This is a genomic window from Kaistella sp. (assembly GCF_049588135.1).
GTDB lineage: Bacteria > Bacteroidota > Bacteroidia > Flavobacteriales > Weeksellaceae > Kaistella.
In genome coordinates, this window is sequence record NZ_JBAVFG010000097.1 from 1 (window position 1) to 12,701 (window position 12,701).

11 protein-coding genes are annotated in these 12,701 nt (G+C 34.1%); 4 read left to right on the top strand and 7 right to left on the bottom strand.

Features of this window, described 5'->3' with window-relative positions; all coding sequences use genetic code 11:
- Together WBY99_RS05670 and WBY99_RS05675 are read right to left on the bottom strand one after the other, a co-directional pair.
- Positions 1-1,851: efflux RND transporter permease subunit (locus WBY99_RS05670; protein WP_423975363.1), on the bottom strand; the 1,851-nt coding region annotated here is incomplete at its 3' end.
- A gap of 118 nt (positions 1,852-1,969) precedes the next feature.
- Positions 1,970-2,284 (bottom strand): hypothetical protein, encoded by a 315-nt coding sequence (locus tag WBY99_RS05675; protein ID WP_423975364.1) that lies wholly within the window; start codon positions 2,282-2,284, stop codon positions 1,970-1,972.
- 283 nt (positions 2,285-2,567) lie between these two features.
- Between WBY99_RS05675 and lysS the strand changes: the two genes are divergently transcribed.
- The 4 genes from lysS (at position 2,568) to WBY99_RS05695 (ending at position 8,305) form a co-directional block, all read left to right on the top strand.
- Positions 2,568-4,265, top strand: a complete 1,698-nt coding sequence (lysS, locus tag WBY99_RS05680) for a lysine--tRNA ligase (protein ID WP_423975365.1) — start codon at positions 2,568-2,570, stop codon at positions 4,263-4,265.
- Positions 4,266-4,483: 218 nt separating this feature from the next.
- On the top strand, positions 4,484-6,418 hold the full coding sequence (gene gyrB, locus WBY99_RS05685; protein ID WP_423975366.1) for a DNA topoisomerase (ATP-hydrolyzing) subunit B: 1,935 nt from the start codon (positions 4,484-4,486) through the stop codon (positions 6,416-6,418).
- A 174-nt stretch (positions 6,419-6,592) separates the two neighbouring features.
- Positions 6,593-7,402: a DUF3298 domain-containing protein gene (locus WBY99_RS05690; protein ID WP_423975367.1), complete on the top strand. Its 810-nt coding sequence runs from the start codon at positions 6,593-6,595 to the stop codon at positions 7,400-7,402.
- A gap of 51 nt (positions 7,403-7,453) precedes the next feature.
- On the top strand, positions 7,454-8,305 hold the full coding sequence (locus WBY99_RS05695; protein WP_423975368.1) for a diacylglycerol/lipid kinase family protein: 852 nt from the start codon (positions 7,454-7,456) through the stop codon (positions 8,303-8,305).
- A gap of 225 nt (positions 8,306-8,530) precedes the next feature.
- On the opposite strand, the gene WBY99_RS05700 is transcribed toward WBY99_RS05695, so the two are convergent.
- The 5 genes from WBY99_RS05700 to WBY99_RS05720 all read right to left on the bottom strand — a co-directional run.
- Positions 8,531-9,124, bottom strand: a complete 594-nt coding sequence (locus WBY99_RS05700) for a Crp/Fnr family transcriptional regulator (RefSeq protein WP_423975369.1) — start codon at positions 9,122-9,124, stop codon at positions 8,531-8,533.
- A gap of 7 nt (positions 9,125-9,131) precedes the next feature.
- Positions 9,132-10,817, bottom strand: a complete 1,686-nt coding sequence (gene ggt / locus WBY99_RS05705; RefSeq protein WP_423975370.1) for a gamma-glutamyltransferase — start codon at positions 10,815-10,817, stop codon at positions 9,132-9,134.
- 378 nt (positions 10,818-11,195) lie between these two features.
- Positions 11,196-11,714 carry a hypothetical protein gene (locus WBY99_RS05710; RefSeq protein WP_423975371.1) on the bottom strand — a complete coding sequence of 173 codons (519 nt, stop codon included), beginning with the start codon at positions 11,712-11,714 and terminating at the stop codon, positions 11,196-11,198.
- A 6-nt stretch (positions 11,715-11,720) separates the two neighbouring features.
- Positions 11,721-12,455: a hypothetical protein gene (locus WBY99_RS05715; protein WP_423975372.1), complete on the bottom strand. Its 735-nt coding sequence runs from the start codon at positions 12,453-12,455 to the stop codon at positions 11,721-11,723.
- 10 nt (positions 12,456-12,465) lie between these two features.
- The coding region (locus WBY99_RS05720; protein WP_423975373.1) for a hypothetical protein at positions 12,466-12,701 on the bottom strand (236 nt) is incomplete at its 5' end.

A 12,701-nucleotide genomic window follows, 5' to 3' on the forward strand; every position in this document is an offset into this window, starting at 1 on the left:
TTCGCTGCTTCCGGTTTTGCCCACAATTTTTTCTACTTCCGGAAATTTTTCTTTTAAAATTCTTGATGATGCTAAAACCGCTTCGGTGGAAGTTTTTAAATTACTTCCTGGTAAAACTCTGGTATCAACGGCGAAATCACCTTCGGGAAGTGAGGGAATAAATTCACCGCCCAATCTCGACATGATGAACATGGCGACGAAAAATAATCCTACTGTGCTAAAGAAAACCAGATTCGGAATCTTTAAAACCACTCTTAAAGTTCGATGATAAAAGGATTCTAACTTTTCCATCATCTTATCTGAAATTGTTTTTTTATGATTTACTTTTTTAGATAAGAACAATGAACTCATCATTGGAATATAAGTTAATGAAAGGATAAACGCGCCCACTAATGCAAAAATCACGGTTTGAGCCATTGGTTTAAACATTTTTCCTTCAATACCTTGTAAACTTAAAATCGGTAAATAAACGATGAGAATAATAATTTGTCCGAAAACCGCGGAATTCATCATTTTACTTGAAGAAGAATACACTTCTTTATCCATAAATTCTTGGGAAAATTTCTTGTTTTGAAGGTTCTTCATCTTTTGGAAACGATGCAAAATCGCTTCAACAATAATCACGGCTCCATCCACAATCAGCCCGAAATCGAGTGCTCCTAAACTCATTAAATTCCCGGAAACGCCGAAAATATTCATCATGATAATGGCAAAAAGCATTGCCAAAGGAATCACCGACGCAACGATAAAACCTGCACGCAAATTCCCCAGAAATAGCACGAGCACGAAAACAACGATTAATGCGCCTTCTAATAAATTTTTACTTACGGTACCGATGGCGTTATTCACCATTTTGGTTCGATCGAGAAAAGCATCTATTTTTACGCCTTCTGGTAAGGTTTTCTGAATTTTTTCGATTCTGGTTTTTACATCCGCAATTACTTCATTGGAATTTGCGCCTTTCATCATCATTACTACGGCGCCAGCAACTTCTCCTTCGCCGTTATACGTCATTGCACCGTATCGAATGGCTTTTCCATATTGAACTTTTCCTATATTTTTAATGAGAACTGGCGTTCCATCGGGAAGATTTTTAACGACCGTATTTTCTATATCGGAGATTTGGTTCATCAAACCTTCGGTTCTAATAAATAGAACGCTTGGTCCTTTTTCAATATAAGCGCCGCCAGTATTTTGATTGTTTTTTTGTAGCGCATCGAAAACTTCCGTGATGGTAACGCCCATTGATTTCAAAACCGACGGATTTACCGCAACTTCATATTGTTTTAAATTCCCACCAAAACTAGCAACATCGGCAACACCTGGCGTTCCAAGTAATTGTCGGCGGACAATCCAATCTTGAATCGTTCGCAATTCCATTGGATCATAGCGGTGTTCGTAGCCTTTTTTTGCACGAACAACATATTGGTAAATTTCGCCTAAACCTGTGGAAATAGGCGCCATTTGCGGAACTCCCAAACTTGCGGGAATATCTTTGGAAACCTGCTGCAATCGTTCTGCAACTTGTTGTCGGGCAAAATATAAATCTATATTTTCTTCGAATACAATGGTAATTACCGACAAGCCAAAACGCGAGAAACTTCGCATTTCTTTGATTCCTTGAATGTTATAATTAATTTGTTCTAAAGGAAAAGTGATGAATCGTTCCACATCTGGCGCGCCCAAACTTGGTGAAACCGTAATAATTTGAACTTGATTATCGGTAATGTCGGGAACAGCATCAATAGGAAGTTTTCGGAGATCGAATAATCCAAAAATAATTAAACCAAGTGTCATTAAAATGATAATCAGTTTATTTTTTATAGAAAATTCTATAATTTTATTAAGCATTTTTTTAAATTTAGAATTTTTATAGAAGTAGAAAACTCTATAAAGTTTAAGTTGAGTATAAGAAAAACCTGTCAGAATCAACAGATTCGACATGATAATACACTTTAAAAATGATTAATTAAATTTTAGGAGGTTCCCAAATTTTTTGAAATACAGAAGGCAAAAATTTCTCGGAATAAGAAAAGTTTCGAGAATCATCAACATAAACTAAATGATACTCGATATTTAAATTGGGTTTTTCCGGAGGAGTAGAAAGCATGATAAAAGCACCTGAAAAATCATGAGTCTTGAAAGGCAATTTCATATCCTCGGAATAATCTTTGTCTTTGGTTTGCTCATCTAAGTAATGCATCTTGAAAAATGCGTAGAGCGAAAGATCGTTATTGTCGATTTTATGAGAAACAAAATGTTCAATCAAATTAGGCAGTTTCATAATTTGCCTAACTTCACAAAAAGAAGTCAAGTAAATAAAAAGCATAAAATAAGCGAAGCATTTTTTCACTAAGCAAATTTAAAGATAATACTTCATAAGACAGAACAATTTTAGAATTTGGAAACAATATAAATAGTTTTATTTACTAGATAGGATTAATTTAAAATTTCATTTTAATAAAACCAGAGAAATTCCGTCCTTATAAATATATCTTCACTAAAGTTGTGCGTTCTCATCTTCGCGAAAAATTTACTAAATTTGCACTCTTAAAATAGCAAGAAAAATGCAGTTATCCGAACAAGAAATTATCAGACGAGAAAAGTTGGCAACCCTACAAAAAATGGGAATTGAGGCTTTTCCTGCCGAAGAATATAAAATTACAGAAACATCCAAAACGATAAAGGAGAATTTTACAGAAGGTAAAAAGGTGACGATTGCCGGAAGATTGATGAGCCGAAGAATTCAAGGAAAAGCAAGTTTTGCCGAATTGCAGGATTCTGAAGGGAAAATTCAAGTCTATTTTAACCGTGACGAAATCTGTACTGGCGAAGATAAAACCCTTTATAATGAGGTTTACAAACACCTTTTAGATATTGGTGACATCATCGGGATTGAAGGTGAACTTTTCAACACCCAAGTTGGTGAAATGACCGTAAAAGTTACTAATTTTAAAATTTTGACCAAAGCTTTACGTCCGCTTCCGTTACCGAAAGTGGATGCTGATGGAAATGTTTTTGATGCTTTCAACGATCCTGAAATGCGTTACCGTCAGCGTTACGTAGATTTAGTGGTAAATCCTCAGGTGAAAGAAGTTTTCATTAAAAGAACAAAATTGTTCAACGCAATGCGAACTTATTTCAACGATGCAGGTTATTTCGAAGTAGAAACTCCAATTTTACAAGCGATTCCAGGTGGTGCAGCGGCAAAACCGTTTATCACGCATCACAATGCTTTGGACATTCCTTTATATTTAAGAATTGCGAACGAATTGTATCTGAAAAGATTGATTGTTGGTGGCTTTGATGGTGTTTATGAATTCTCGAAAAACTTCAGAAATGAAGGAATGGACAGAACTCACAATCCGGAATTTACGGCGATGGAAATTTATGTTGCTTACAAAGATTATAATTGGATGATGGATTTCACCGAAAAATTATTGGAATTTTCGGCGATTCAAGTGAATGGAACAACGGATTCTACTTTCGGCGAACACACCATTAATTGGAAAGCGCCTTACCCGAGAATTTCGATGACGGAAGCGATTCAGAAATTCACAGGTTTCGATATTACCGGAAAATCTGAAAAAGAATTGTTCGGTTTTGCAAGATCCATCGGAGTTGAAGTAGATGAAACGATGGGCAAAGGGAAATTAATCGATGAAATTTTTGGCGAAAAATGTGAAGGGAACTTTATTCAGCCAACTTTTATTACCGACTACCCGATCGAAATGTCACCTTTAACCAAAAAACATAGAAGCAAAGAAGGTTTAACCGAACGTTTCGAATTAATGGTTTGCGGAAAAGAAATTGCGAATGCTTATTCGGAATTGAATGATCCAATCGACCAAAGAGAACGTTTCGAAGCACAAATGGAACTGGGCAAAAAAGGCGACGACGAAGCGATGTTTATTGACCAAGATTTTCTTCGCGCATTGGAATACGGAATGCCGCCAACTTCAGGTTTAGGAATCGGAATGGATCGTTTGATCATGTTTTTAACGAATAATCCATCGATTCAGGAAGTTTTATTCTTCCCACAAATGAAACCGGAAAAAGCAGCACCGACTTTCGAATTAGATGAAGATGAAAAATTGGTTTTGGAAATTTTGAAAAATCAGCAAGAACCAATGACTTTGGGACTTGTAAAAGTTAAAAGCGAACTTTCAGGTAAAAAATGGGACAAAGCCACGAAAAATCTTACAAAATATAATTTGGTCAAAGTGGAGAAGATTGATGACATTGTTTTGATGAAATTGGTTTAAAAAAAACAAATATAAATATTGAAATCCTCATGTTTTTGAGGATTTTTTTGTGGAAAACTGTCTCAATTTTATGACTTCCTTAACTTTGATATTTCAGCGAAATTCAGTATCTTTGTTAGCCTTTTGAAATAGAGAATCAACTCTTCATTTCTCAGCAAAATTTTAATTAAAATGTATTTAAAACTCAAAGCCAATTCGCTTTGATGAACAGTAAAAATATGAGCCAAAAAGAATATACCGCGAGTAGCATACAAGCACTGGAAGGGATGGAACACGTAAGAATGCGCCCATCAATGTACATTGGTGATGTCGGAGCAAGAGGTTTGCATCATCTAGTTTATGAAGTAATCGACAACTCTATTGATGAGGCGTTGGCAGGACACTGCGACACGATTTCTGTAGTAATCCACGAAGGTGAATCCATTTCTGTGAGAGATAACGGACGAGGAATCCCTGTTGATTTCCACGAAAAAGAGCAAAAATCTGCATTGGAAGTAGTAATGACCAAAATTGGTGCTGGTGGAAAATTCGATAAAGATTCCTACAAAGTTTCCGGAGGTCTTCACGGTGTGGGTGTTTCTTGTGTGAATGCACTTTCTAATTCGTTGATTGCGACGGTTTATAAAGATGGTAAAGTTTATCAGCAAAAATACTCTAAAGGAAAAGCATTAGCAGATGTCGCTGAAATCGGAACAACTGCGGAAAGAGGAACAGAAGTTTTCTTCCAACCAGATGACACCATTTTCCAAGAGTTAGTTTACAACTACGATACTTTAGCAAGCAGACTTCGCGAACTTTCTTATTTGAATAAAGGGATTACCATCACTTTAACCGATGAAAGAGTTGAAGATGAAGCGGGTGAGAAAAAATATGATGTTTTCCATTCTGAAGGTGGCTTAAAAGAATTTGTAGAATACATCGACGGAAACCGTGAAAGCATTATGAATAATGTAATTTTCATGGAAGGTGAAAAAGACAGTATTCCTGTCGAAGTTGCCATGAGATACAATACTTCTTATACCGAAAACCTGCATTCTTATGTTAATAATATCAACACTCATGAAGGCGGGACTCACCTTGCGGGTTTCAGAAGAGCATTAACGAGAACTTTAAAGAAATTTGCAGATGAGTTAGGACTTCCTGCAAAAGAAAAAGTAGAAGTTACTGGTGATGATTTCCGTGAAGGTTTAACTGCCGTAATTTCTGTAAAGGTAATGGAACCACAGTTCGAAGGGCAAACCAAAACCAAATTAGGGAATTCAGAAGTTTCTGGTGCGGTTGATAAAATCGTGGGAGAAATGCTTTCTAATTTCTTAGAAGAAAATCCAAACGAAGCAAAATTAATTGTACAAAAAGTTGTTCTTGCAGCAAAAGCAAGACAGGCTGCGAAAAAAGCAAGAGAACTTGTTCAGCGTAAATCACCGATGGGAGGAAGTGGACTTCCAGGGAAACTTTCAGATTGTTCTTCCAAAGATCCTGCGATTTCTGAGTTATTCTTAGTCGAGGGAGATTCCGCAGGTGGAACAGCAAAACAAGGTCGTGACCGTCATTTCCAAGCGATTCTGCCTTTACGAGGTAAAATTTTGAATGTTGAAAAATCAATGGTTCACAAGGTTTACGACAACGAAGAAATCAAAAATATTTATACCGCACTTGGAGTTTCTGTAGGAACAGAAGAAGATTCTAAAGCATTGAATATCGCAAAGTTACGCTATCATAAAGTAGTGATTATGACCGATGCTGATATCGATGGTGCACACATTTCTACTTTGATTCTCACCTTCTTCTTTAGATATATGAAGGAACTGATTGAGAACGGATATATTTATATCGCTCAACCACCTTTATACTTATTGAAAAAAGGAAACAAAAAAGTGTATGCCTATAACGAAAAAGAACGGGAGCAAATCACGCTAGAAATGGCTCCAGATGGAAAAGGCGTAGAAGTTCAACGTTACAAAGGTCTTGGGGAAATGAACCCGGAACAACTTTGGGATACCACTCTAAATCCTGAACGTAGAATCCTGAAACAAGTTACCATCGAAAGCTTAGCTGATGCAGATAACGTATTCTCGATGTTGATGGGCGACGAAGTACCACCACGAAGAGAATTCATCGAGAAAAATGCAATCTATGCAAAAATCGACGTTTAATTATATTTTAGAAATTCATTAAAAAGCTGTTCAAGTATTTGAACAGCTTTTTTTTACAGCATCATTATCCTTACTTATCAATAGGTGAGCATTTAAAAAAAACCGTCAAATTGATGGTTTTTAATAGATGATTATATCATTTTCATATCTTAACTATTTTCATTAAATTTCAGAATGAAAAATTTATTCGCCATATCAATCGTGTTTGTTATTTCATTAATGAGTTGTAACAAAGGAAAACCTGGAACAGAATCAACCAATGAAACTGCTAGAAAAATCGCAATTAAAGGCAAAAATTTATCAATCGATTCGATAAAAGTAAATGATTCCTTAAAGATTGATAAAAACCTCACCATTAAATTTCAATCTAAAATATTGGTTTTTCCTACCATTAAAAACAAATCAGTTTTAGATTCTATTTATGCTCCAAAAGAAATTCGATTAGAAGAATATTCAAAAGATAATCTCACGGCAGCATTAAATTTAAAAATGAAAGAATTTTACGATGAAGAAAAGAATTCCTTACAAGATTTCAAACCTGAATTCGCCCAGAATTGGGAAAAAAATTCTTATATGAATCTGCATTCTTACAATAATAATTTCTTAACAATTCAATATACCGTTGATGGCTACACAGGTGGAGCACATGGCTACTATTTTGAAAATTACAAAGTTTTTGACTTACAGAATAATAAAACACTTCAGTTATCAGATATTGTTGCTAATCAAGATTCTAAAATATGGGATCTAATTCTAATGGATAATTTTATACAAAACGATGGAGATAAAGGACAAGTTGAAATGCTTTTGGTGAAAAGAATCCCACTTAATCACAATTTTTATTTTGATAAAGAAAATCTCTATTTCCTTTATAATCAATATGAAATTACAGCGTATGCCGCAGGTACCGTCTTAATTAAAGTGCCTTTGTCGGATATTAAACTACTTTTAACAGACGAATTTATTAAACGACAAAATTTATAATATTTTCTAAAAGCAGGTTTTTATCATCTGCTTTTTCTATTTTTGCCCATTATGAAAAATGTCGCCTTTATTATTAATCCTTTTTCTGCAAAGAAAAACTACCAACCTTTTTTAGATCTACTCCAAAAAAAGATTGAAAATCCTAATTTCTATATTTCGGAATCATTGGAAGGAACAGAAAAATTCATTAAAGAAAACTATGAAACAACCGATATATTTGTTGCAGTTGGCGGTGATGGAACAATTTCTTCCGTAGCGAAAAGCCTTATTAGTACAGGAAAAATTTTGGCAATATTTCCCGCAGGATCAGGAAATGGTTTTTCTAATGAAACCAATTTTACTAAAAATTTAGATGAACTTTTAACAAAAATAAAAGGAAATCAATTTCGAGAAATCGATACTTTCAAAGTTAATAATCAACTTTCAATCAATGTTTCCGGGACGGGTTTCGACGGGAAAGTGGTGAAGGAATTTGAAAAAACCAGTCGTGGTTTTAAAAATTATATTAAAGTTTCTATTAAAACTTTCTTCAATTATAAACCAATCACCGTAAAATTTCAATCTGAAAATTTCAAAAAACACGACGGTGAATATTTGATGCTGAATGTTGCAAATACTCGTCAATTCGGAAATAATGCTTATATCGCACCTCAAGCAAGCACGGTTGACGGTTTGGCAGAAATCGTTTTGGTGAAGAAATTTCCTTTGGCTTACGGAGCAATTTTCGCGGCACGCATGTTTTCTAAAAATTTAAAAGAAGATCAATACGTGACTTATCTTTCTGTGCCTGAAATCGAATTTACAGTTAACACTCAAGATTGGCATTTGGATGGCGAATATAACAAAATCGACTCACCTATTCATATTAAAGTTTTGCCAAAAAGCTTGAAGATTTTGATTTAATTTCCCAACAAATTTTTCTATTTTTAATGGAAAACTGAGGGAATATTAAAACTAAAAAAACTTGCCACGTTGCTGTACTATTTTTAAAATTAAACATTTTATAAAAAAACATTTAACTTCTCTCAATACAACAAAGGCAAGAATTCCTTATTTTTTTCAACACGTCTTCTAGAATCACTACAAATATATTGTATTCTTTACAAAGACAACTTAACATTTGTTAATTTATATTAATTTAATTCTTTCCTTACGAATTCTAGATAAATGAACCGCAGAAATATTGAGCCAAGAAGCGAGATGTTTCAATGGTACTACTTCAAAATATCGGGGAAAATAGCTTTCTATAAAATCATAATTTCCGTTTGCATTATTAAAACTAATTATATTTCGAAATTTTAATAAATTCACATAATGCTCCTCCGTCACCAAAAGTCCAAATAAAGCCCAATCGTGATATTCAGTATAAAGTATCATTAAACTTTCCCGATCTATAGAATAAACCACAGAATCTTCATAGCAACAAATATCACATTTACTGATTGTTTGTGAACCAAAACTTTCGTAATCTGTAATAACGGTCATTTCGGGTGCTAACCAAATCGTTTTTTCATTGCCTTCTTTATCAATAAAATAACAACGGGTAATTGAATTTCCGACCATAAAAATACTTTTACATATTTCACCTGCTTTTAAAATATGATCTCCACTTTTGCAACTAGATACGTTAAATTTCTCTAAACCTAACTCTAAAATTTCTAAATTGAAATCTGGCTTATATGAAAGCACCTTTTCTCTTATAAAATCTTTATTTTTTCCCATCGTACTATTATTCTATTCCCACCGAATCATCGCCACGTCCGTCTGCAACAGCAATTGCATTTCCATTTTCATCGATCACAATCATTTCTGTTCTTCCGATTTGAGAAACCTGCTCAATTTTATAATTCATTTTTTCTAAATCCTTAATTGTGGTTTCTGGGAAATTCTTTTCCACCATCACTGTTTCCGGAAGCCATTGATGATGAAATTTCGGAGAATTTACCGACCTATTCGGACTCAATTTAAAATCAATAACATCAACAATCGATTGATAAACAGAAGTCGGAATGGTAGTTCCACCCGGCGTCCCCACTACGATGTAAGGCTTTCCGTTTTTCAAAACAATGGTCGGAGTCATTGAAGAAAGCATTCTTTTTCCAGGTTCAATTTTGTTTGCTTCACCACCAACTGCGCCGAACATATTCGGAACACCTGGCTTTATAGAAAAATCATCCATTTCGTTATTGAGGAAAAATCCTGCACCGGAAACTACGACTTTGCTTCCGTAAAGTCCATTCAAAGTGGTTGTTACAGCAACACCATTTCCGTCTTTATCAACAATCGAAATATGTGTGGTTTCGGTAGATTCTTTGGGTTGCGGAATTATTTTCCCGACTTCAGAACTTGGTGTGGCTGCATTTTTATTAAAAGTTTTCCAACGGTTTTTCAAATATTCATCGGAAATTAACATTTCAGTTTTATCATTAATAAATTTTGGATCGCCCATGAATTCAGCACGATCTGCAAAAGCACGTCGCTCTGCTTCCACCATAATCTGAACTGCCTGAGTTGAATTTTGCTGATATTTTTCAATGTTTTCGAAACTGCTCATTTTCAACATTTGGGCTAAAAGAATTCCGCCACTGGAAGGTAATGGCATCGATACGATTTCGTTTCCTTTATAATTAAAAGTAATTGGTTTTCTTTCGGCAACTTTATAATTTTTAAGATCATTTAAAGTAATAATTCCATTTCCGCGTTTCATTTCATCAATGATCAGTTGCGCTGTTTTTCCTTCATAGAAACCTTTAGCACCGTTTTTCTGAATCAGTTTTAATGTTGTTGCCAATTCTTTTTGAATGAGAATATCGCCTTGTTTCCAAGGTGTTGATTTCTGAAAAACGGTTTTATTTTTATTATGTCGGTTAAAGAATTCCATTTGATTATTAAGCAAATCAGCTTCTTTCTGAGTGATTGCAAATCCCTGTTCTGCTAAATCGATGGCGGGTTGAATGAGTTTTTCCATCGGAAGTTTCGCATGTTTTAAAGTTGCATAAAATCCTGCAATAGAACCGGGAATTCCAACTGCTAATCTTCCATTTTGAGAAAGATCGGTATTGGCATTTCCTTTTCTATCGAGGTACATATCTCGGGATGATTTTTCTGGAGCCGTTTCCCGGAAATCAATCGTAAATTTTTCACCGTTATTTTTTACGCCAACCAGAAATCCGCCACCGCCGATATTGCCAGCTTGTGGATAAACTACCGCCAAAGCATATTGCGTTGCGATGACTGCATCGTAGGCATTTCCACCCATTTTCATAATCTTCGCACCAGCTTCACTGGCCAATGGATGTGCAGAAACCACCAAGCCTTTATTTTTGGTGTGAATTTCTTTTACAATATTAATGTCGGTGAATTGGGCAAAAGCAAATTGAGAACATATAATAAGGAGAAAAGCGAATTTTTTCATTGTTGAAAATTTTAGTAAAAATAGAAAAAAAAGCTTGTGAATGATGTGTTTTTTGTGGGATTAAATCATAAAAATGAAAGAATGGAGAAATATTGGTGCAGAATATAAGTTTTCGGAGACGGGAATATTATTTAATGATGAAAGAATATATTGTGATTAATCATTTAAAAATCTATTGTGCATTTAGAAGTTGTTTTTCTCAAATAAAGGTTTTCGACTTTGCATAAATTAAAAAAGAAATTAATTGCAAAGAAAAACACAGAAAAATTAAAAAAAATGCATCCTATTTTTAAGATAGACAAAGCCGCTTCGTTTATCGAAGAAACACAATAGATTATTTATTAATGCTTTAAGTTCCTCTTCAAAGCACACAATATTTTAAAAATTATAATTATATCCGATATTTATTGAAGCGGTATTGAGTTTTGAATTTTTTGGATTTGTAATTCCATTTTCATTACTATAATCGAAATTATATTTGGCAGTAATGCTTTGAAATCCTAAAAATAGGTCATTTTTCCTAATTTTGTAGCCAATTTTTGGATGAGCGTATAAGCCTCCTTTCAAACCGCCTTGAGATGGAATGGCATATCCCAAGTCTAAATCAGCAAAGAGTTTTTGGTTTAGAAAAGTGTATTGTGCTTTTGCGGCAATAGGATAAAAGCCATGGTCTCCTCCTATCTTTTTAATAAAATAATGGCTGTAACCTACAGAAGCTCCTATTTTAAAATTGGTAGATAGGTCCCGTAAATAAGAAGCTTGTGCACCAATGTTTATGGAAGCTTTTTTATTCGCATCCATCACAGGGATACCGGTATAAACTCCGACAGAGAAATTGTTTTGAGCGTTGATTGCTATACAAGAAAGTATAGATAAGGATGTAATGATTTTTTTCATATTAATTTATTGTAAGTAAGATGTAAATTTGATTTCAGAATTGTTATTCAGTTGATTGGAAGATAATGGGAAAACATTGCCATTTGCATTGCTGTTGTAATATTCGCCATCTGAAGAACCGAAGAATATTTTTAACTCTTGCCCATTAGGAAGAATAAACTTGTTTTCTCTCGTTGTAGTTGGCCAATTATCCGTTTCATAGATTGAATAATAGAATTTTGAATTGGAAAATACAGCAGGATCAGTTTTTATCATACCTGCAACAGGGATATAGAGACTTTTTTCGGTTTGTTTATCAACTTCTTTTCGCGTAAACTTTGCAAAGTAATTATGAGAGTCTGAATTATCGTGGGTGATGAAATTTATTTTTTGTAAACTTCCGTTTTCGTATTTATACATTTGCATGGCAATATCCGATGCTCCAGCTATCCACGATTCTTTATGACTTTTAATTGTCATTGTACCAAATTTAAAATTTTTATCAGAATATGTTGTTGTTCCACCATTTCCACCGCCAGGACTATAAGATGTGTCTTGAAGACCAATTACTGCAACATTTCGACCTGCTTCTGCTAAGTCTTCAGCCATCTCTTCATTTATTAAGTCTTCATAAGAAACATAATTGCCGTCTTCATTCAGAACATAGCCTTCGAAATACTCAATATCTGATCTATCCTCTTCTTCAAAGATATAAATATCATTATTATCAGAACCTACTTTATTATTAATATTTTGAGACAATGTCTTAATTTTATCTGCGAATGGGTATGTATATAGAAATATTATAATTTCTATCATCTAACCCTTTGAATGCATTATTCAAATTCACAATTTTTTGGGAGGTTTCAGCATCTATTATTTCCTTTTTGTTTTTGGCTAAAGTTATCACATCTGCAAGTAAAAAAGTATTTTCTTGTTGACCTTTTGCTTCTGCTCCAATTGCCAAGTTAATTAAATCATCGGTTGATAAACCTAATTGTTTAATGA